Below are 20,362 nucleotides of genomic sequence, written 5' to 3' on the forward strand. Positions count from 1 at the left end.
TTTCTGCTCACGATGCGAACGAGCGCGCGCGCCCCCGCGCCCCCGCGCTACCCGATCAGGCTCGGACGCAGGTCGCGCAGCGTGCGGGAGCGGGTCTGCCGCGCCGTGACCACGAAGGACACCAGCAGCGCCCCGAGCAGCCAGCAGAGCAGCACGCCCGCGTCGGACCACGCGGCGCCGAGGTCCCCGCCGTACATCGTCTGCCGGATCGCGTCGACCGAGTACGTCATCGGCAGCGCGAAGTGCAGCGCCGCCAACGGCCCGGGCAGCGTCTGCCAGGGGAACGTGCCGCCGGCGGTGACGAGCTGGACGAGCATGAGCACCAGTCCGAGGAACTGCCCCACCGACCCGAGCAGCACGTTGAGCGCCATGATGATCGCCGCGAAGGTCGCCGACGCCAGCACCATGATGCCGATCGTGCCGCCGACGTGCACCACGTTCAGGTCGAGGGCGAACCGCACGATGAAGAACAGCGCCACCATCTGCACCAGGCCGAGCAGGGCCGGGGTCAGCCAGCCGCCGAACACCACGGCCAGGGGCTTCCGCACCGCGGTGATCGCCCGCTTCGAGATCGGCTTGAGGATGAGGAACAGCGCGTACATGCCGATCCAGGCCGCGAGCGAGATGAAGAACGGCGCGAGGCCGGCGCCGTAGTTCGACGCCGCGGCGACGTTGTCGTCCCCGACCTTGACCGGGTCGGAGATCACCGAGGCCTGCGACTCGCGCTCGGAGGCGTTCGACGCCGGGATCTTCGTGCGGCCCTCGTCGAGCGACGACGCGAGCTTCGACGAGCCGGTCTTGAGCTCGTCGAGGCCCGATGCGAGCGACGATGCGCCCTTGTCGGCGGACGCTGCGCCGGTGGCGAGCGACGATGCGCCCGACGACAGGGTCGGAGCGGCCGAAGCCAGCGTCGACGTGCCGTCTGCGACCTTCGCGGCACCCGCGGAGAGCGTGGACGCGCCGGTCGCCGCCGACGCGATGCCCGAGGTCAACGTCGGTGCCGCGGCAGCCAGCTTCGACGTCCCGGCGGCGAGCGTGTCGGAGCCGTCCGAGAGCTGCTGGATGCCACTCGTCAGCGCCGGCGCCTGCTGGGCGAGCTGCGACGCACCCGCGGACACCTGGGCGCTGCCCGTCTTGAGCTTCTGCAGGTTGCCGGACAGGTCACCGGCACCGGCACCGAGCTCGGTGCTGGCGGCCTGCAGGTCGTCGAGCCCGGCGAGCAGCTGGGTCTTCTGTTCCGCGGTGAGCACCGTGGAGGCCTGCACGACGGGCTTCAGCGACGCGACGAGCTCCGGCGACTGCGCCGAGAGCTGCTGGACGCCCTCGATGAACGGCGTGGCCTCGTCGGCCAGCGTGGCGTTCCCGGCGGCGACCTGCGACGCTCCACTGGCGAGCTTCTGCGAGTCCGCCGGCAGCGAGGACGTCTGGTCGCGGAGCTGGTGCAGCCCGGTCTGGAGCTGCTGCGCCCCCGTGTCCAACTGCTGCGTCTGCGAGGGCAGCGCCGCCGTCTGCTGCTGCGCGCTGGCCAGCCCGGACGCCAGGGTCGACGCCCCCGACGCCACCTGCTGCGCTCCGCTGTCCAGCTGCTTCGTCTGCGACGGCAGGTCCGCCGTGCCGGACGCGAGCTCCGCCGCACCGGACGACAGCTTGCCGGTGCCGTCGGCCAGCGTGTGGGCGCCCGTGTCCGCCTTCGCGGTGCCGGACGCCAGCTGGTCGGCCCCGTCGACGGCGTCGCCGAGGCTGTCGCGGACGTCGGCGAGCCCGACGAGCAGGGTCTTCGCCGCCTGCTTGCCGACGCGTTCGGCGACGGCCGTGCGCATGGTCTTGCCGGCCTGCTCCGCGATGGTCGACGCCAGGTACGAGTTCGTGTCGGCCGTGGTCATGACGAGCTTCGCCTGCGTCGGGTCGTCGGACTGCGCGGACACCAGGTGCTCGGAGAAGTCGTGCGGGATGGTGACGACGAAGTCGTAGGTGCCGTTCCGCACGCCGGAGCGCGCGTCCGCAGCCCCGGTCTTCGTCCACTTGAAGTCGGCGCCGTCGATCGCTTCCTTCGTGACGTCGGTGCCGTAGTCGACGTGCTCGCCGTCGAGGGTGGCGCCGGCGTCGAGGTTCACGATCGCCGCGGGGATCTGGTCGAGCTTGGCGTACGGGTCGCGGTTCGCCCACAGGTAGGCGCCGCCGTACAGCAGCGGCACGATCATCAGGGCGATGAACGCCAGTCGCGCGAGCGGGGTCGCGGTGAGTCGCGCCAGTTCGGCGCGGACGAGCGAGGTGGTGGTCACGGGGTTGCCTCCGTCGGGACGGTTGCGGATTCTGCGGTGACGGACGGGGCGGACGGGAGGCCCGGCTCGGTTCCGTCGGACAGGGCCGCGTCGTCGGGACCCTCGGGCTGGGACGCGTCGGTCGCGTCGATCGTGTCGAGCAGCGTCTCGACGGTCGTGGCTGCGGCCTTCGAGGTGACGAGCACGACGGTCGTACCGCGTCGGGCGACGTCGCGGAGGACCGCGAACCACTCCTCGACGGCACCGCCGTGTCGCTCGGGCGATGTGACGACGACCCCGGTCACCCCGTCGCGGAGCAGGGCGAGCTCGACGAGCAGTCGGACGCGCACGGCCGTCGGCACCCGCTGGACCGGGGTGTCGGCGTAGTGCCGCAGGTCGAGCTCCTCGAGCACGGTGTCGACGTGGCCGCGCGAAGGACGCTGGGCGGCGAACGCCAGTTCCTCGCGCACGATCTGCTGCACGGTCATGACGGGGAAGGGCTCGGCGACGCCCGGGGTGTCGACGAGGGCGAAGGCGCGGCGCACGGCCGCGGCGTCCTCGTGCCCGTCGAGCAGGAGCCGCCCGGTGTCGGGCTGCATCCGGCCGCCGGCGACGAGCGAGGCGAGCACGGGGGCCTGCTCCGTCTCGACGGCGACGACCCCGGGGCGTCCGGGGGCGGCGACGGCGGAGACGACGGGCAGTGCCGCGCCGGGCTCCTCGCCGATGCCGACGTGGGCGAGTTCGAGCGTCATGCGGGGTCCTTCACAGCGGGAGCAGCGGGTTCGGAGAGCAGTGCGGTGCGCCAGTCGATGCCGGCCATGCCGAGGGCCGACACCACCACCATGCGCCGTCCGGCGTCGTCCGGGGTGCCGGACCGGGTCGCCTCGTCGAGGACGGCGATGCAGGCCCCCTCGACCAGGCGCCCCAGGGTGGCGGGGTCGACGTCGTCGCGCATGGTGCCCTCGGCGATCCCGAGCGCACACGCCTGGCGGACCTGGGCCCGGAGCGGTGCGAACACCTCGGCGACGGGTTCGGCGAACGGGCTGCGCACGGCGACCCGGGCCATCGAGCGGACGTGCGAGACCTCGGTCCAGAGCGTGACCGCGATCGCGGCGAGCCGAGCGGCCGGCGGCAGCTCCTGCAGGTCCGAGGTGGTCGGCATGGACGCGGCGATCCGAGCCGCACCGGAGGTCACGACCTCGCGCACGAGGTCGTCGCGCGACGGGAAGTGTCCGTACACCGCACGGCGCGAGAGTCCGGCGGCCGCGGCGATCGTCTCGATGGAGGCGTCCGGATCGCGCTGCAGGCAGGTCCGTGCCGCGTCGAGGAGGGCTGCCCGGTTCTCGGTCGCGTCGCGGCGGGGTGCGCGTGCGGGATGGGGAGCAGTGGTCACGGACCCCATCGTAATAACGTGCACAGAGGTGTGCAACTTAACAGGGAGACCGGCCCTCGAACAGGGGTGTCCCCCAAAGAGCGGACTGCCCTTTCTGAATGTAAGCGCATAACTTCACAGCAATCTCATGCGAACCACGGACTGAGCCTGGAGTGACCTCTTTGAACCGTGCAACACCGAACCACGACCCGAACCCGACCCGGAACTCCCATCGCATCGCACGCGTCCTGACCGCCGGCATCGCCGCCGTGGCCCTGACGTGCGGCGGCCTCGCAGTCGGGGGCGCGGCCTCCGCAGCTCCGGCCGGGGTGTCGGTGGCCGACTTGAAGCTCTCCGCGCCGCTGCGCGACGCCAAGCCCACCAAGACCGTCGCCGCCTTCGTGCGCACGACCGGTCAGGGCGCCCTCGAGGTGGACGCCGACGCGAAGGGCGGCGACCTGACCAGGTCGAAGACGCCGTCCTCGGCGGCGAAGAGCCGCGTCAAGGCGATCGAGTCGACGACCGCGGCCGTCCGCGCCGCCGTCAAGCGCGCCGACGCCGACTCCACCGAGCTCTACTCGACCGAGTACACCGTCCCCGGTGTCGCGGTCGTCGCCGACGTCTCCGCGCTGCAGGACATCGCAAAGCGCTCCGACGTCGAGAGCATCATCCCGCTCACGCCGAAGAAGATCGTCCAGCCGACGGTCCTGCCGGACGCGAGCGTCGCCCCCTCCGGCGTGGACCCGAGCCTCGTGCGTCCCGGCGCCGACGGGGTCGCCCCGAAGAACGCCGCGAGCGACGTCTACACGCGCTCGCTCAACGCCTGGCAGCAGACCGGGCACACCGGCAAGGGCGTCAACGTCGCCGTCCTCGACACCGGCCTGGACTACACGCAGGCGGACTTCGGTGGACCCGGCACCACCGCGGCCTACCAGCAGGCCCTGGCGAACGCGAGCTTCGGCGCTCCGGACCCCAGCCTGTACGACGCGTCGAAGTTCCTCGGCGGGTACGACTTCGCCGGTGCGACCTACAACGCCGACCCGACCGACCCGGCCTACGACCCGGTGCCGGCTCCGGACGACAACCCGATCGACGGCAAGGGCGGCGACCACGGCACGCACGTGTCCGGCTCGATCGCGGGCTACGGCCTGACCGCCGACAAGCAGCAGTTCGACGGCGACTACACCAAGCTCACCACGCAGCAGGTGCAGGACATGTGGATCGGCCCGGGCACCGCGCCCGAGGCCGGCCTCTACGCCCTCAAGGTGTTCGGTGACGGCGGCGGTTCGACCGACGTCACGGGTGCCGCGCTCGACTGGGTGGGCCAGGCGCTCACCGAGGGCAAGGACATCAACGTCCTGAACCTGTCGCTCGGCTCCGACTACGGCGCACCGGACGACCCCGACAACGCCAAGATCGACGCACTGACCGCACGCGGGGTCCTGCCCGTGATCGCCTCGGGCAACGCCGACGACTTCACCGACATCGGTGGATCGCCGGGCAACGCCGAGGGTGCACTCACCGTCGCCGCGAGCGCCACCGGCCAGTCGCTGTACGACGGCGTGCAGGCCACCGCCCCCGCGAACGTCGCGAAGACCTACCGGTCGCAGTACTCGCAGAACTTCACGGGCACGCTGCCGGTCGAGGGTGACGTCGTCGTCCCGACCAGCAACATCGACGGCTGCGCCGCGTTCAGTGCCGCCGACGCCGCGAAGATCGCGGGCAAGGTCGTCTGGCTGAAGTGGACGGACGGCGCGCTCGAGTGCGGCTCCGGCGTGCGCTTCAACAACGTGCAGGCCGCCGGCGGCATCGGCGTCCTGCTCGCGGGCACGATCAACACCTTCGACTCGGGCATCGCGGGCAACGCGACCATCCCGGGTGCCGAGCTGACGCTGGACGCCGCCACGAGCCTCCAGGCCGCAGCCAAGGCGGGGACCCTGCACGTGCGCTTCGCGGACGAGCTCAAGGGCTTCGAACTCGCCACCGACCCGGAGGCCGTGAACACGCTCGCCGCGTTCACCAGCCGGGGCGTGCACGGGTCGTTCAACGACATCGTCAAGCCGGACATCGCCGGCCCCGGGGTCAACGTGATCTCGGCGGCCAACGGCACCGGCGACGGCCGGATGTCGATGAGCGGGACCTCGATGGCCACACCGGACGTCGCGGGCATCGCGGCGCTGACCTTCCAGTCGCACCCGGAGTGGAGCGCCCCGCAGGTCAAGGCGGCGCTCATGAACACGGCGACGCACGACGTCAAGGACGGCTCCCGCTCGGCGACCCTGCTCCGGCAGGGCACCGGCCGCGTCGACGCCCTGCAGGCCGTGACCGCCGGCACCACCGTGCGGAGCGTCGAGAACGACCTGCTCGTCACCGCCTCGTTCGGTGTCGTCGAGGTCTCGAGCGCGACCAGTGAGAGCCGCACGCTGCAGATCGCGAACACCGACGGCGTCGCGCACACCTACGACGTGGCCTACCAGCCGCAGGTGTCGCAGCCCGGTGTGACCTTCGCGCTCGACACGAAGCGGGTCACCGTCCCGGCGAACCGCACCGCGACGGTGAAGCTCACGTTCACCATCGCCGACCCGACGAAGCTCCGCCGCGTCATCGACCCCACCCAGGAGTCGGTGCAGCAGGGCTACCAGCGCGAGTTCGTCACCGCCGCCTCGGGCATCGTGGCGTTCACGCCGACCGACACGACCGCGGTGCCGTTGCGCGTCGGTGCGTACCTCGCGCCGAAGCCCGTCAGCTCCGTGCAGGGTCGCTCCACCGTCGCCTTCACCGGCCCGGGCAAGTCGGCCGACCTGACGCTCAAGGGCCGCACCGTCGACCAGGGCGGGCTGACGACCGGCTACCACGCCGCCGTCGCTCCGTTCGTGCTCGGCGGGACCGACCCGGTCGAGGCGTTCCCCGACGGTTCGGCGAAGCGCTCGCTGCAGGCGGCGGACATCCGCTCCTACGGCGCCAGCTACGACAAGGCGTCGGACACGATCGCGTTCGGCATCCAGACGGCCGGTCCCGACGCCAACCCCGGCGCCGTGACCAACGTCGAGGTGCTCATCGACACGAACCGTGACGGCGAGCCCGACTACCTGGTCTACAACGCGAAGTCCGCCGCGGTGGACGCGACGTTCGCGACGACGATCGACCTGGCCAAGGCCGCGTCGGACGACCCGGACGTCGACCCGGTCGTCGACGTCCAGCCACTCAACGGCGGGGCACCCGGCCAGGACGTGAACACCTTCGACAGCTCGGTGAAGGTGCTCACGACCACGGGTGCGCTGATCGGTGCGAAGGGCAAGTTCACCTACTCGGTGCTCACCGAGTCGGCGTACGCCCCGGGAGCCGCGACCACCGGTTCGTCCGTGGTGGACGAGACGAAGAACGCGTCGTTCGACCCGTCGAAGCCGGCACTGTCCTTCGCGCAGGGCCGCAGCACCGGCGTCCTGTTCGCCGACTCCGGCGTCCTCCGGGTCACCCGCGCCTCGGGCGTCACGAAGGCCACCGTGCTGCTCCTGCACCTCGGCAACGCGTCGGGCAAGCAGGCCGGCACGTCGACGATCTCGGTGGTCCCGCCGAAGCTCGCGCTCGCCGCGGGCAGCAAGGTGACGATCAGCGGGACGGCGAAGGTCGGCTCGAAGCTGTCGGCGAACCACGGCAAGTGGAGCACGACGAAGGCGACGTACAAGTACCAGTGGCTCCGCGACGGCAAGGTCGTGAAGAAGGCCACCGGTGCGACGTACAAGCTCGGCACGTCCGCCGCGGGACACAAGTTCTCCGTGAAGGTCACCGCGCACGCCTCGGGCTACAAGGACGGCACCGCGACGTCCAAGTCGACCGCGAAGGTCTCGCGCAAGTAGTGCGGCGTCCGCGCCGCTGAACCAACAGGAGACGCCGGGTCCGCAGCGCGGATCCGGCGTCGTCTGTGCTCCCAGCAGTCGGGGGAACGCGGAATCAGGACAGGTAGTTAGACAAACTAGTTACACGGTGCCAGGGTTGCAGCATGCAGAACACGCTGAGCCAGCTCCGGGCCAACCCGACCGAGTGGCGCCGCCGGGGGCTCACCCCGCCCGACGTCGTCCAGGCGATGATCGAGCAGCGTCTCGCCGAGCCCGGCTACTCGCAGCCCGTCGGCGACCCGTCGTACCAGGACTTCTTCCGCGCCTGATCGCGGAACGCACCGACACGAAGGCCGGGATGCCCGGTGCCAGCTGGCACCCCTCCCTCGCAGGCTCGGTCGGCGCGCCCCGCGCAACGCTTCGCGTTGCCGCTGAGCGGGGCGCGCCCGTCCGTCCGTCGTCACCACCTCGGGCACGGGCAAGGTGGCGCGCAGGTGACCGTCCGATAGACTCGGGTGGACCACCGGCCCGCCTGGTCGCGTGAGGTCCTCCGCCAACGTGAGGAGAACCAGATGCCCGCAGCAGTCATCATCGGAGCCCAGTGGGGCGACGAGGGCAAGGGGAAGGCCACCGACCTCCTCGGCTCCCGCATCGACTACGTCGTGAAGTTCAACGGCGGCAACAACGCCGGCCACACGGTCGTCGTCGGCGGCGAGAAGTACGCCCTGCACCTGCTGCCCTCCGGCATCCTCACGCCCGGTGTCACGCCGATCATCGGCAACGGCGTCGTCGTCGACCTCGAGGTCCTGTTCCAGGAACTCGACGCGCTGAAGGCACGCGGCGTCGACACCTCGAAGCTGCTCGTGTCGGCGAACGCCCACGTCATCACGCACTACCACCGCACCATCGACAAGGTGACCGAGCGGTTCCTCGGCAAGCGGCAGATCGGCACCACCGGTCGCGGCATCGGCCCGACCTACGCCGACAAGATCAACCGCGTCGGCATCCGCATCCAGGACATCTTCGACGAGAACATCCTGCGCCAGAAGGTCGAAGCGGCCCTCGACCAGAAGAACCACCTGCTGGTCAAGGTCTTCAACCGTCGCGCGATCGACGCCGAAGAAGTGGTCGAGTCGCTGCTGTCCTTCGCCGAGCGCCTGCGCCCGATGGTCGCCGACACGGCCCTCGAGATCCACCGTGCACTGGAGCGCGGCGACACCGTCCTGTTCGAGGCCGGTCAGGCGACCATGCTCGACGTCGACCACGGCACCTACCCGTTCGTCACGTCGTCCTCGGCGACCGCCGGTGGCGCCGCGACCGGTTCCGGCATCGGCCCGGGCAAGCTCGAGCGCATCATCGGCATCGTCAAGGCGTACACGACACGCGTCGGCGCCGGTCCGTTCCCGACCGAACTGTTCGACGAGTCCGGCGAGTTCCTGCGCGCCAACGGCTTCGAGTTCGGCACCACCACGGGCCGTCCGCGTCGCTGCGGCTGGTACGACGCCCCGATCGCCCGCTACACCGCGCGCATCAACGGCGTGACCGACTTCGTGCTGACCAAGCTCGACGTGCTGACCGGGCTCGAGACGATCCCCGTGTGCGTCGCGTACGAGGTCGACGGCGTGCGCGTGGACGAGGTCCCCGTGAACCAGTCGGACTTCCACCACGCGAAGCCCGTGTACGAGGAGTTCCCCGGCTGGACCGAGGACATCACCGGCGCCCGCTCGTTCGAGGACCTGCCGAAGAACGCGCAGGACTACGTGCTCGCGGTCGAGGCGATGTCGGGTGCGCGGATCTCCGCGATCGGTGTCGGTCCGGGGCGCGACGCCATCGTCGTCCGGCACGACCTGCTCGGCGCCGGCGCAGCCTGACGATGCGGATCCTGTTCGTCTGCAGTGGCAACATCTGCCGGTCGCCGCTCGGCGCGCAGGTCCTGACGGCGCGACTCGGCCCGGACGCTGCGGCGTTCGTGGTCGAGTCCGCCGGCACCATCGCCGACGACGGTTCCCCGATGGACGGCGCCGCCGCGGCGCAGTCGGTCCGGCTCGGCGGTGACCCGGTGCGGCACGGCTCGCGGTACCTGACGTCGGCGATCGTCGAGGACGCCGACCTGGTGCTGACGGCCGAACGGTCGCACCGGGCGGCCGTGGTGTCGCTCGCGCCCCGAGCCACCAAGCGGGCGTTCACGATCAAGCAGTTCGCGCGGGTGCTCGACGGACTCGAGCCCGGTGACCTGAAGGACGTGCACGCGCCCGAGGCCCTGGTCGAGCGGGTCGCACGCCTGCGCGGCACCGTCCCGCCGCCGGCCGACCCCGCCGACGACGACGTCGACGACCCGTACCGCCGGTCCGAGGCGACCCACGCGCGGGTCGCCGACGAGATCGACGCCGCGCTCGCGCCCATCGCCGACGCGCTCCGGGCTTCGCTGCGCTGACACCGCGCTGCCGGTGGGCTGACGCCGCGCGGACCGAACTCGCACGGTGCGCGGTTGTTCGCCCGGTGCGAGGTCGGCGGCCTGGTGCGGGGCTGTAGCGGCGCACGGAGCGAGCAACCTCGCACGGGCCGGCGGACGCCGCGCCGTGCACGGTGCCGTGCGAGGATGACTCATGCCCGTCGTCGAGTCCCGCTGCATCGTGCCGGTCGAGCCGCAGGTGGCGTTCGCCGTCTCGCAGACGCAGGGGGCGATCCGGAAGCGCTGGGACCCCTTCATCCGACACCAGCACCTGGTCGGTGGTGCGACGGTCCCCGGCAAGGGCGTCCGGACCTACACGGTGCAGCGGTTCGGCTTCGCGATGGAGAGCGAGTACGTCTCGTACCATCCGCCGTCGAACGTCGGGATGAAGATGACGAAGGGGTCGTGGTTCTTCGAGCGGATGGGCGGGGGCTGGCGCTTCACCGCGGCGGAGGGGCAGCCCGGGCACACCCTGGCCGTCTGGCGCTACAACTTCACCTGCCGGCCGAAGTGGTTGGCGCCGCTCGCCGAACGGATCGGCGTGCTCGTGCTGCAGCGGGACATCGACCGGCGCATCCGCGGCTTCGCCCGGGGTTGCGAGGACCCGGTCGTCCTGGCCCACGTTGCCGCCCAGCGCACCGCCTGAACGCCCCGGGAGCACTTGCATCCTTCGATGGAACTCCCGCAGGTGCGTCCCGAAGCCGGTCGTCGCCGAGCGCGCTGGTTCCTAGCGTCGTGTGCATGACGAACACCACCGAAGTCCGGCCCGTCGCCGGCACATCCCCGCAGGACCGCGGGGGTGTCCGCGGCCTCATCGCCCGGCACCCGCTCGTGTCCTTCTTCACCCTGGCACTCGGCCTGAGCTGGCTCGCGTGGGTGCCCTACATCCTGTCCCCGCACGGCATGGGCGTGTGGGACATCCACTTCCCCGAGGTCCTGGGCAGCGGACAGTTCACGGGTGTCCTGCCCGGTGCGCTCCTCGGCCCGTTGGGCGGTGCGTTCATCGTCACCGCGGTCGCCGACGGCCGTCCGGGCCTGCGCCGCTGGGTCGGGCGCCTGTTCCGCTGGCGGGTCGCCTGGTACTGGTACGCCCTGGCGCTCGTCGTCGTGCCGGCCATGATCGTCGCGTCCGCGCTGCCCTTCGCCGGCGGTGACGTCCGTGCCCCCTCGGCCCTGGCCGTCGCCATGCTCGTGCCCGGCCTGGTCATCCAGCTGTTCTCCACCGGTCTCAGCGAGGAGCCCGGCTGGCGCGACTTCGCCCTGCCCCGCCTGCAGCACCGCTTCGGTGGGCTCGGTGCGGCTGCGATCCTCGGCCCGATCTGGGCGCTCTGGCACATGCCGCTCTACCTGAGCGACTGGGGCGGCTGGCCGAACGCGCACTGGAGCGAGCCCGTCGTGTTCGCCCTGTTCACGATCACCTTCAACGTCGTGATGATCCAGGTGTTCAACAAGACCGGCGAGAGCCTGCCCCTGGCCCTGCTGCTGCACGTCGGCGTGAACAACACGATCTCGACGCTGTTCCCGGAGATGTACCCGAGCATGACCGCCGGCACGCTGATGATCGGCCTGACCATCACCTCGACCGTCGCCGCCGCCGTGCTGCTCGTCGTGACCCGTGGCCGCCTGGGCTACGACCCGGCGCGCCGTGCGCTGCCGATCGACGCCCCGGTCCCCGCTCGCACCCGCCTCGTAGGATCCAACGATGGCCTCCGCTGACCCGCGCACCCGTGACCGCCGCGTCGACGTGTTCGTCGCGCTCGGCACGGCCGTCGTGGCCATCGGCCTGCTGCTCGGTCTGCCGCCGCTCGACGGCCTCGAGCCGGACGGCGCCGCCCTGGCCATGCGGGTCCCGGCACCGTTCACCGCTGCGTGGACCGTCCTGGCGCTCGGCCTGCTGGCCCAGTCCGCCGCCCTGCCCGCCGCCCGTCGTGCACCGCGCACCGTGTTGGTCGCGGTGTCCGCGCTGCCGGTGCTGGTCGCCGCGCTCGCCCCGCAGTCGCTCGACCTGTTCGGCCTCACTGCGCTGCCGGTGGTGGTCGCCGTGGTCCTCGCGGCGCTGCGGGTCCCGCTCGCTCGCCTGTGGCCGACGCTGTTGGTCGCCGCCGCGCTCGTGGCAGCCGGCAGCACGGTCCTGTCCGCGGTCGCCGGCGGAGCGCTCCGGGGCGACGTCACGCAGGGACTGACCGGCGCACTCGGCCAGGGGGTGCTGCAGGCAGTCGGTGCCGTCGGGCTCCCGCTCCTGGTCACCCTGCTGGTGCGGTCCCGCCGCGAGGTGCGCGCCGCCCGCACCGCCGAGGCGAGCGCGGTCTTCCGTGAGCAGGACGCCCTGGTCGACGCCGCGGTCTCCCGCGAACGCGCCGCCATGGCCCGCGAGCTCCACGACATCGCAGCGCACCACCTGTCCGGCATCGCCCTGATGGCCGCCGTGATCGACCGGCAGATCGACAGCGACCCGGAGCGCGCTCACGAGGGCGCCCGCCAGGTGCGGGAGCAGAGCACCGCCGTCCTCGACGACCTGCGCCGCCTGGTCGGGCTCCTGCGCGAGGACGTCCCCGCAGAACGCGCGGTCGAGACGGTCGCCGGCATCGTCGACCTGGTCGAACGCGCCCGGTTCCGCAGCGACGTGCGCCTCGACGTGCTGCCCGGCGACCGTCCGACCGACGACCGCCCCGTGGCCGACGGCGTCGGCCCGCTCGCGCAGCTCGCCGCGTACCGCACCGTCCAGGAGGCGCTGGCGAACGCCGCCCTGCACGCCCCGTCCGCCCCGTGCACCGTCACCATCGACGACCGCGACCCGACCCGGGTGGTGATCCGGGTGGAGAACGCACCGGCCGCCGCTCCGGCAGCGCCGACCTCACCGTCGGGCGGCAACGGCCTGCGGGGGATGCGCGAGCGGGCGGACCTGGTCGGGGCGCGCCTCCAGACCGGCCCCACCGCGACCGGCGGATGGCTGGTGGAGCTGGCGCTCGGCCGGGAGGCACCTGCCGCACCCGCGCAGGCCGCCGACGGCGGCGAGGTGGTCGCGTGATCCGCGTGCTGGTGGCGGACGACCAACCGCTGGTCCGTGCCGGGGTGTCCGCGCTCCTCGGCGCGGAGGCCGACATCGAGGTGGTCGGCGTGGCCGCCGACGGCGGCGAGGCGCTCGCGCTGGCGCGCTCGTTGCGGCCCGACGTCGCCTGCCTGGACATCCGGATGCCGGTGGTGAACGGCATCGAGCTCGCCCGGCTGTTCTGCGCCCCGGACGCCGACCCGGCCATCCCGGTGCTGATGCTGACGACGTTCGACCTGGACGACTACGTGTTCGGGGCCCTCGAGGCCGGTGCCTCCGGGTTCCTGCTGAAGGACGCCGAGCCGGACACCATCGTCGATGCCGTGCGCCAGGTCGCCGCGGGGAACGGGACGCTCGACCAGGCGCTGACCCGGCGGGTGCTGCGCGAGTTCGTGTCGCGACGGAGCCTGCAGCCGGTGTCGGGGGACCGGGCAGACGGGGTGCTCACCGCCCGCGAACGCGAGGTCCTGCTGCTGCTCGCGCAGGGGATGTCGAACGAGGAGATCGCGGTCGCGCTCGTGCTCGAGGTCTCGACCGTGAAGTCGCACCTGGCGCGGATGCTGCCGAAGCTCGGGGTCCGATCACGGCTGCAGGCCGTGGTGTGGGCGTACCAGAACCGGATCGTGGCGGTCCCCGAGCCGTAGGGCACGTGTGGTGCGTGCCGGGCGTCAGCCGGTGGTGAGCGGCTCGGCGGCGCCGGGGACGACGAGCCGCCAGACGCTGTCGTCGTCCTCGGGGTCGGCCTTCGTCAGGTAGAGGCGGAACGTTCCCCCTGGTTCGAGCACGTCGCCGTCGAGGTACTCGACGGGCTCGCCGCTCGTCGTGCACTGGTCCGACGTGCTGACGACCTCGATGGTGGTGCCGGGGGCGTCCCCCTTCGAGGTCGTCGTGACCTCGGCGTCGTAGACGTCGTAGACGCCGCCGATCTCGACGGTGCGATCGGTCTTGGTGACCTGGCCATCGACCACGAGATCGGCGGAATCACGGCGCTCGGCCGCGGTCATGGGCACGTAGTCGATGCAGGAGCTCACGGAGGTCCCCGGCCCGATGCTCTGGATCCGGCCCTCCGCATCGCACCCCGCGAGCCCGCCGGTGACCACCACGGCCAGCACCACGACCGGTACGATCCGTCCCCACTGCATGGGATGAGTATCGCTCGCAGGTCGATCGGTGGGAAGTGTCGTGGCCGGATCGTGCTGGTCCGTTTTGCGCGCGATCCCCGTTCGGGGGCTTTGGTGGGGCCCGTGTGCCTGGTGGGGTGTATGCATGCACATCGAATCATCGCGCCGGACCTCGGACGATGCTGCCCTCCGATCGGCCGTCGTCGACGGCATGATCACGGCACTGCGGACGCGTCCGCTCCACGAGGTGACCCCGGCCGTCGTCGCGGACCACGCCGGTCAGGACGTCGACGTGGTCGGCCGGACGTTCCCCAGCTGGGACGGTCTGCTCCTGGCCACCATCGACCACTGGAACGAGCAGCGCACCGCGCCGCTCATGCCACTCGCCGAACGGTTCGGGACGGTGCCGTTCCTGCGTGCGATCGTGACCGCGAACATCGCCGACCCGTCCCTGATGCGCTTCCTCACCGCCACCCTGAACATCGCGGCGTCACCGGAGCACCCGCTCGCGCCGATGCTGCACGCGCGGTGGCGCCGGTTCCACGCCTTCGTGCAGGACTCCCTGCAGCGCGACAGCCTGCTCGGTCGTGAACCGAGCACCATGGAGCCGTCGCGCGGCGCCGAGCAGCTGCTCGCGACCTACGAGGGACTGCAGCTGCAGTCCATGGTGCGCCCCGAGATGGACCTGCTCGAAGCGTTCGACCGGGCAGTCACCCGGTTGCGCGAGGGATGGTCTCGCGAGTACGTCGCCCCCGTGTGGGACCTCGACCTGGTGAGCTGACCCGGACCCACCACACGGCACAGACCACGGACGCTAGGGCGTCCGAGGGCAGACGCCAGCCGTCTGCACGCGCCACCGCTCGATTCGGGTTCGAGCGGAAGCGCGCACACCGTGCCGCCGCTCGATTCGGGTTCGAGCGGCGGCACGCACACTGAACACCCACGGGGCACCCGCGAGGACGCGGCGCCGGGCGAGGAACACACCACGATGCAGCACCTGACGTTCTCGGTCGCGGCCGAGCCCTTCGACCACGAGGACGCCGTCCGGCTGCGCGCCGCGGCCAGGATCGAGGTCGACCGGATCTACGGCCGTCCGGCCGACCGTGGCCGTCCGCTGACCGAGGCGACCGCCGCCGTGCACGTCATCGCCCGAGACCGCTCCGGCCTGGCGCTCGGCACCGCGTCGCTGAGCGCGGCCGGCGACGGCGTGTTCGAGGTTCGACGGCTGTTCGTCCGACCGGACTCCCGCGGGCAGGGCGTCGGCGACCTGCTGGTGCTCGAACTGCTCGCGCAGGCCGAGGAGCTGCAGGCACCGGCGGTCGTCGCCGAGTTCGGCGTGCTGCAGCCGCACGCCGCCGCGCTGTTCACCCGGAACGGGTTCGTGCGGATCCAGCCGTTCGGGCCCTACCGCGACGACCCCGAGTCGGTCTGCTTCTCGCGGGCGGTGTGATCGCCCGTGCCCTCGACCGGGATCTCGAAGAGGTCCGTGTGCCGGTAGTCCTCGGCCCACCCCCGCCGCAGCCGTGACACGGCGCGGTCGAAGGACGCGATGATGTCGAACCCCTCGATGAGGAGCGACTGGATCCGCAGACCGTCGTAGAGCGCGAGGAGCTGCTCGGTGGCACGCGCGGGATCCATGGTGGCCGGTTCGCGACCGACCCGGATGTCCCGCTCGAGTGCTTCCCGGACGGTCCGACGGAACCGGAGGTACAGGGTGCGGTAGTACTCCGCGCCCTCGTGCCCGGGGTCGGTGCTCGAGGCGAGCGTCGAGGCGAGCAGCCGCATCAACGCCGGTTCCTCCGAGTACGCCACGACCAGCGCGTGCAGGTACGCGACCGCGCCGTGCGTGTCCGCGATCGGCCGCAGGGGCCGTGACACGGAGCTCGACCACCGGTCGACCGTCGCCGTCAGCAGGCTCTCGCGGGTGGGGAAGTGGGTGCGCAGCTCGTCGATCGTCATGTCGGCCCGGGCGGCGACGGTGTCGACGTCGACCTGCTCGACCCCGGTGTCGTGCAGCGCCGTGATCGTCGCGTTGACGATCCGGGTGCGCAGCTCGAGGCCGTCGTCGCCGTCCTGGTTCGTCAGCGGCGCCAGGGGGTGCTTCCGGAACCACTCCAGCAGGGCCGTGGCGCGGGACGTGCCGGTGGCCGGATCGGGCGCGTGCCCGTCGGCGAAGAGGTCGAGGAACCCCGGGATCTCCTTGATCAACGGGTCCGCCGGTTGGAACGCCATCGACCACTCCGGGAAGGACCGGGTCGCGACGGTGTCCGCGGCGACCTGGCGCACGTTGGTGTGGCGGGGGTCCTGGCGGATGCCCTCGAACCGTTCCCGCACGACGTCGTCGTCGCCCTCGATGATGCCGATGCAGTTGCTCCCCTGGTGGGCGAGGATCCCCGTGATGCCGAGCTGCAGGTTCTTCTCGCGACCGACCACCAGGATCTCGGCGAGTTCTTCGTCCGTGACCGGTCGGGTCATCGTGCTCACGTACACCAACGACAGCATGTGGTCCCTGTTCCTCCGAGCGAGCGTGTACTCCACACAGTGGCGCACACCGGCGCCGATGGCAAGGCGTGCCGACCGCGTCGCGGTCCGCCTGCGGCACGCGGCCCGCGGCGTGCGCGCAAGGTGGATGGCGCGGTGTCCTGCCGGTGGGCCGCTGCCGTCGCTGGGGGACCGGGCGCGGACCTGGAGCCCGGTCGACGGAGGTGCTCGGAAGAGCTGGGGCGGTGTCACGGACGAAGTCCTTCCGCCGCGCCGCGCTCAGGTTCCCGGCGCGGAGTGCGCGGGTCGTCGAGTTCGTGTTCCGTCGCTTCGACGCGACCGGGGAGTGTTCGTTGACGAGCGTCCGGGAGCTCCCGTCAACCAGCTCTCACCCCGACGACGTCTTCGTGAGGCCGTGCTCCGTCTTCTCCCAGTAGTGGGGGCGGGTGATCAGTTGCCACAGCCCCTTGTAGGCGGCGATCGAGTGCAGCACCCAGTAGACGGGGTTCAGCAACGCCCAGAGCATCAGGTCGAAGCGCGCGCGTTTGTACGGTCCCATCATGGTCAGGTAGATCATCGTCGCGTTGCCGAGCAGGAAGTCGAGCACGCACAGCCAGAGCACCGGGGCGGGGAACACCGGAGCCGTCCACGCCGTGGGCAGCACGAGCGTGGCGATCGTCACTGCGATGCCGGGCAGCATGCCGAGGAACGTCAACGGTGTCCCGGCGATGAGCAGCGCGAACGCGGCTGTTCGGCGCACCCCGATCTCCCGCACGAGCGCACGGGGCCGCCGGGCGTGGACGAGGGCGGTCTGCATGTACCCCTTGATCCACCGCGACCGTTGCCGGACGAAGTTCGGGATCGAGGTGTTCGCCTCCTCCATCGTGGTCGAGTTGACGACGGAGACGCGGTACCCGACCGCGGATGCGCGGATGCCCAGGTCGGCGTCCTCGGTGACGTTGTAGGGGTCCCAGCCACCGAGCTCGCGCAGGAGCTCGGTGCGGAAGTGGTTCGAGGTCCCGCCGAGCGGGATCGGCAGGTTCCGGGCGTCGAGGCCGGCGAGCATGTAGTCGAACCAGTACGAGTACTCCAGCGTGAACATCCGCGTCAAGGCGTTCTCGTCGGCGTTGAAGTAGCTCAGGGCGGCCTGGACGCACACCGTGTCGGTGCCGGCCCGCTCGAACGTCGTGAACACCTTCTTGAGCTGGTCGGGGTCGGGGCGGTCCTCGGCGTCGTAGATGACCACGTACTCGCCGCGGGCGATCGCGAGGCCGACGTTGCAGGCGCGCGGCTTGGTCTGCGGCGCACCGGGAGGGACGATGACGATCCGCATCCAGGCCGGTGGTTCAGCGTCGAGGACGGCCTGGCGTGTCTCGTGGTCCTCCGCCTCGACGAGGACCAGGACCTCGAGGCGGTCCTTCGGCCAGTCGAGGACCTCGAGGTTGCGGACGAGGTCGCCGACGATGTTCGCCTCGCGGAACACCGGGACCAGGACGGTGTACGTCGGCAGCGTGGTGTCGTCGAGCGCGGCGACGTCGGCCGCTGAGACCTGCTCGACGAGGTCGAAGCGGGCCCCGACCATGGAGACCCAGAACTTGAAGACGATGCCGGCCAGGAACCCGAGCGAGAGCACCGCGGTGACGATGGCGGCCGTCGTGCCGGGAGCGACCACCAGGCAGCCGGCGAACGCGAGCAGGGCGATGCCGCCGCCGACCTGTTGACCGCGGGACAGCACCGTGCGGGCGGACATGGCCGGGATCGTCCGGGCGAGGTCGTGTGCTGCGAGGTCGGCGACCTCGTCGTCCAGCTCCCACATGATGCGCTGGCGGACCTCTGCCTCGTCGACCGCCCGGAGCACGACCGGCTCGCCGAACTCCTCGGTCAAGGCAGCCCGGAGCACATCCGGGTCCGACCGGCCGCTGGTCAGGACGAGGACCCCCTCGCGGATCCGTGCGGAGGCGACCCAGCCCTCGTCGACGTGCCGGCGGACCGAGCACCGGTGCGGCGGGCGCCAGTCGGACTCGGCGCCGCGGTGCCGGGCGATCGAGGGGGCGTCGGTCTCGCGGGTGACCGCGGACGGACCGGGCACGACGGCGGTCACGCGCCCACCGCCGAGACCAGGGCGTGCATCCACTCGGCGACGACCTCGCGTTCGAACGCCGCGGTCCACGCGAGCGGGATCTGGAGCGCGGCGAGCACCATGACGAGAGCACTCGTGACTCGACTGCTGGCCCGCGGGAGGATCGCGATCGCGATGGCGAGCATCGTGACGAAGGTGTTGCCGGCGGTGGCGACCGGGATCAGCCCGATCGCGTAACCGGCGAGGATCCCGGCGAACAGCGCGACCACGATGACGATCGCACCGGGGCGCTGCACGAGCAAGGCCAGGAGGCACCCAGCGACGACCATCGCGAGGAGCAACAGCCCGTCGAACGAACCCGCCAGGTGCTGGAGGCCGTTCAGCCGGGTGCTGTCGGTGTGCACGGTGCTCCGCAGCGCCGCGAACGGGTCGCGGAGGACGAGCAGGTCGAGCACCGACATCGAGCCGATGACGGCGACGCTCGGGAACACCAGGACGAGCGTGTTCGCCCGTCGGATGCCCGGCTGTCCGTGCCGGGCGAGCTCCAGCAGTGGGGCCGTCAGCGCGGCGATGACGACGTAGACGAGGCCCATCGGGTCGACGAGCGTCGACACCATCAACGACAGGCCCGCACGGAACCCCGCTTGCGTGTCGCCGTACGAGAAGAACCGCACCATGTCGGCGATCGCGAGCGCGAACAGCGCGATGCCGAGGAAGGCCTGCAGGTCGTTGAGGGCGACGAAGGCGTAGAGCGGGTTCGCGCCGAGTGCGATCGTGAAGACGACCACCTTCCGCATCCGCAGGCCGCGCCGGAGCATGGCCTGCGCCAGGAGTTGCAGCAGCACGCCGGCTGCGAGGCCGCCGAGGACCGCTGCGCCGTGTGCGCCGAACGGCAGGAATCGGAGCAGCACGCCGGAGAGCAGCGGGTAGAGCTGGCCGACGGCCTGCACGACGCCGCCGTCGAGAGCCGCCGTCGCCCGGTCGAGAGTCGCCTGGTTGCCGGTGAGTTCCAGGAGCGGTGTGGTCGGGATCCCGATCGAGAGCACGGCGACCACGACGTAGGGCACGGCGAACACGAGCCGGAGGAGCCACCGCGTCCACGCGTGGGGGAGCGGCCGGAGCGCCGATCGGTGCGGCGTTTCGGCCGACGTCAGGACGGCGCTCAGACGGGGGACGGTGTCGGTCACGCGCGCTCCTTCGGGTGGATGCGGACAGTGGGGTCCAGGCACCCATCACAGTCGGAGGACAGACGATTCGGTACACCCAGAAAGGGGTACAGGTGAGTCCCCCAGAATGCGGACCGCTGCGCATCTCGTGAATGGGGGTGCCGCCGTGTCGAACCCGAATCGACACGCCGGCACCCACCGCGACCACCCCACCCGAGGGGGCCGCCTTCGCTTGGTGCCGAAGCTCCGCGCGGATCTCGTCCGCAACGGAGTTGCTGACTCGACGACCCAACCAGGCCACGCCCCTCGTCGGTATCCCCCGAACGGGGAACGCGCGTTCTCCGGCTGACGGCAGGGTGCTCCCGGTCGATTTCCGCGTACCTGTGCACCCGGAGAGCGGCACATCCGTACCGTCTCGTGAGCTACCCCGCGGCGCCCAGCTGCGGGGGCCCGATCCCTGTTCCGGGCTGGCATCGTCGCGGCCCGCCGCGCCGAACCCGACGTCGTCGTAGCGCGAGGGCGCCTGCTCCCCGACCCGAACGAG

17 protein-coding genes are annotated in these 20,362 nt (G+C 71.5%); 10 read left to right on the forward strand and 7 right to left on the reverse strand.

Annotated elements, in window-relative coordinates:
* Positions 1 to 47: 47 nt before the first annotated feature.
* The 3 genes from ACXKZB_RS03175 to ACXKZB_RS03185 are packed head-to-tail and all read right to left on the reverse strand — an operon-like array spanning position 48 to position 3,654.
* On the reverse strand, positions 48 to 2,282 hold the full coding sequence (locus tag ACXKZB_RS03175; RefSeq protein WP_488824681.1) for a YhgE/Pip family protein: 2,235 nt from the start codon (positions 2,280 to 2,282) through the stop codon (positions 48 to 50).
* A complete protein-coding gene (locus ACXKZB_RS03180; protein WP_488824682.1) occupies positions 2,279 to 3,013 on the reverse strand; it encodes a P-loop NTPase family protein in 735 nt (244 codons plus the stop codon). The genes ACXKZB_RS03175 and ACXKZB_RS03180 overlap by 4 nt, the downstream gene beginning before the upstream one ends.
* Positions 3,010 to 3,654 carry a TetR/AcrR family transcriptional regulator gene (locus tag ACXKZB_RS03185; protein WP_488824683.1) on the reverse strand — a complete coding sequence of 215 codons (645 nt, stop codon included), beginning with the start codon at positions 3,652 to 3,654 and terminating at the stop codon, positions 3,010 to 3,012. The genes ACXKZB_RS03180 and ACXKZB_RS03185 overlap by 4 nt, the downstream gene beginning before the upstream one ends.
* A gap of 161 nt (positions 3,655 to 3,815) precedes the next feature.
* Here ACXKZB_RS03185 and ACXKZB_RS03190 point away from each other — a divergent pair, with 161 nt between their 5' ends.
* From ACXKZB_RS03190 to ACXKZB_RS03225, 8 genes are all read left to right on the forward strand, one after another.
* Entirely contained in the window at positions 3,816 to 7,490 is a 3,675-nt protein-coding gene (locus ACXKZB_RS03190) for a S8 family peptidase (RefSeq protein ID WP_488824684.1), read from the forward strand.
* Positions 7,491 to 7,633: 143 nt separating this feature from the next.
* The gene (locus tag ACXKZB_RS03195) at positions 7,634 to 7,798 is read left to right on the forward strand and encodes a hypothetical protein (RefSeq protein WP_159573348.1); all 165 of its coding nucleotides are present in this window, start codon (positions 7,634 to 7,636) and stop codon (positions 7,796 to 7,798) included.
* 243 nt (positions 7,799 to 8,041) lie between these two features.
* Positions 8,042 to 9,340, forward strand: coding sequence for an adenylosuccinate synthase (locus tag ACXKZB_RS03200; protein WP_123312146.1), 1,299 nt, complete (start codon positions 8,042 to 8,044; stop codon positions 9,338 to 9,340).
* Between the two features lie 2 nt (positions 9,341 to 9,342).
* Complete coding sequence (locus ACXKZB_RS03205; protein WP_488824685.1) at positions 9,343 to 9,903, forward strand: arsenate reductase/protein-tyrosine-phosphatase family protein; 561 nt, start codon at positions 9,343 to 9,345, stop codon at positions 9,901 to 9,903.
* A gap of 172 nt (positions 9,904 to 10,075) precedes the next feature.
* A complete protein-coding gene (locus ACXKZB_RS03210; protein ID WP_222659442.1) occupies positions 10,076 to 10,567 on the forward strand; it encodes an SRPBCC family protein in 492 nt (163 codons plus the stop codon).
* 95 nt (positions 10,568 to 10,662) lie between these two features.
* A complete protein-coding gene (locus ACXKZB_RS03215) occupies positions 10,663 to 11,637 on the forward strand; it encodes a CPBP family glutamic-type intramembrane protease (RefSeq protein WP_488824686.1) in 975 nt (324 codons plus the stop codon).
* Entirely contained in the window at positions 11,624 to 12,949 is a 1,326-nt protein-coding gene (locus ACXKZB_RS03220; RefSeq protein WP_488824687.1) for a sensor histidine kinase, read from the forward strand. The genes ACXKZB_RS03215 and ACXKZB_RS03220 overlap by 14 nt, the downstream gene beginning before the upstream one ends.
* Positions 12,946 to 13,614 carry a response regulator gene (locus ACXKZB_RS03225; protein ID WP_123937474.1) on the forward strand — a complete coding sequence of 223 codons (669 nt, stop codon included), beginning with the start codon at positions 12,946 to 12,948 and terminating at the stop codon, positions 13,612 to 13,614. Before ACXKZB_RS03220 ends, ACXKZB_RS03225 begins: the two co-directional genes overlap by 4 nt.
* A 24-nt stretch (positions 13,615 to 13,638) precedes the next feature.
* Here ACXKZB_RS03225 and ACXKZB_RS03230 read toward each other — a convergent pair whose 3' ends face one another.
* A complete protein-coding gene (locus tag ACXKZB_RS03230) occupies positions 13,639 to 14,112 on the reverse strand; it encodes a hypothetical protein (protein ID WP_488824688.1) in 474 nt (157 codons plus the stop codon).
* Between the two features lie 124 nt (positions 14,113 to 14,236).
* Here ACXKZB_RS03230 and ACXKZB_RS03235 point away from each other — a divergent pair, with 124 nt between their 5' ends.
* Both ACXKZB_RS03235 and ACXKZB_RS03240 read left to right on the forward strand, forming a co-directional pair.
* Positions 14,237 to 14,872, forward strand: a complete 636-nt coding sequence (locus ACXKZB_RS03235) for a TetR/AcrR family transcriptional regulator (protein ID WP_123310369.1) — start codon at positions 14,237 to 14,239, stop codon at positions 14,870 to 14,872.
* 207 nt (positions 14,873 to 15,079) lie between these two features.
* Complete coding sequence (locus ACXKZB_RS03240; RefSeq protein WP_488824689.1) at positions 15,080 to 15,541, forward strand: GNAT family N-acetyltransferase; 462 nt, start codon at positions 15,080 to 15,082, stop codon at positions 15,539 to 15,541.
* Here the strand turns inward: ACXKZB_RS03240 and ACXKZB_RS03245 are convergent.
* From ACXKZB_RS03245 to ACXKZB_RS03255, 3 genes are all read right to left on the reverse strand, one after another.
* The gene (locus tag ACXKZB_RS03245) at positions 15,496 to 16,593 is read right to left on the reverse strand and encodes a BLUF domain-containing protein (protein ID WP_488824690.1); all 1,098 of its coding nucleotides are present in this window, start codon (positions 16,591 to 16,593) and stop codon (positions 15,496 to 15,498) included. The genes ACXKZB_RS03240 and ACXKZB_RS03245 overlap by 46 nt on opposite strands.
* A gap of 367 nt (positions 16,594 to 16,960) precedes the next feature.
* Positions 16,961 to 18,673 carry a glycosyltransferase gene (locus ACXKZB_RS03250; protein ID WP_488824691.1) on the reverse strand — a complete coding sequence of 571 codons (1,713 nt, stop codon included), beginning with the start codon at positions 18,671 to 18,673 and terminating at the stop codon, positions 16,961 to 16,963.
* Positions 18,670 to 19,839 carry a hypothetical protein gene (locus tag ACXKZB_RS03255; protein WP_488824692.1) on the reverse strand — a complete coding sequence of 390 codons (1,170 nt, stop codon included), beginning with the start codon at positions 19,837 to 19,839 and terminating at the stop codon, positions 18,670 to 18,672. The genes ACXKZB_RS03250 and ACXKZB_RS03255 overlap by 4 nt, the downstream gene beginning before the upstream one ends.
* Positions 19,840 to 20,362: the final 523 nt, after the last annotated feature.

Source organism: Curtobacterium sp. ABR8 (assembly GCF_057812125.1).

Bases quoted from the DNA above. Each gene is read 5' to 3' on its own strand.
- ACXKZB_RS03180 (WP_488824682.1), bottom strand. From the start codon at position 3,013: ATGACGCTCGAACTCGCCCACGTCGGCATCGGCGAGGAGCCCGGCGCG.
- ACXKZB_RS03195 (WP_159573348.1), top strand. From the start codon at position 7,634: ATGCAGAACACGCTGAGCCAGCTCCGGGCCAACCCGACCGAGTGGCGC.
- ACXKZB_RS03200 (WP_123312146.1), top strand. From the start codon at position 8,042: ATGCCCGCAGCAGTCATCATCGGAGCCCAGTGGGGCGACGAGGGCAAG.
- ACXKZB_RS03205 (WP_488824685.1), top strand. From the start codon at position 9,343: ATGCGGATCCTGTTCGTCTGCAGTGGCAACATCTGCCGGTCGCCGCTC.
- ACXKZB_RS03210 (WP_222659442.1), top strand. From the start codon at position 10,076: ATGCCCGTCGTCGAGTCCCGCTGCATCGTGCCGGTCGAGCCGCAGGTG.
- ACXKZB_RS03215 (WP_488824686.1), top strand. From the start codon at position 10,663: ATGACGAACACCACCGAAGTCCGGCCCGTCGCCGGCACATCCCCGCAG.
- ACXKZB_RS03220 (WP_488824687.1), top strand. From the start codon at position 11,624: ATGGCCTCCGCTGACCCGCGCACCCGTGACCGCCGCGTCGACGTGTTC.
- ACXKZB_RS03230 (WP_488824688.1), bottom strand. From the start codon at position 14,112: ATGCAGTGGGGACGGATCGTACCGGTCGTGGTGCTGGCCGTGGTGGTC.
- ACXKZB_RS03235 (WP_123310369.1), top strand. From the start codon at position 14,237: ATGCACATCGAATCATCGCGCCGGACCTCGGACGATGCTGCCCTCCGA.
- ACXKZB_RS03240 (WP_488824689.1), top strand. From the start codon at position 15,080: ATGCAGCACCTGACGTTCTCGGTCGCGGCCGAGCCCTTCGACCACGAG.
- ACXKZB_RS03245 (WP_488824690.1), bottom strand. From the start codon at position 16,593: ATGCTGTCGTTGGTGTACGTGAGCACGATGACCCGACCGGTCACGGAC.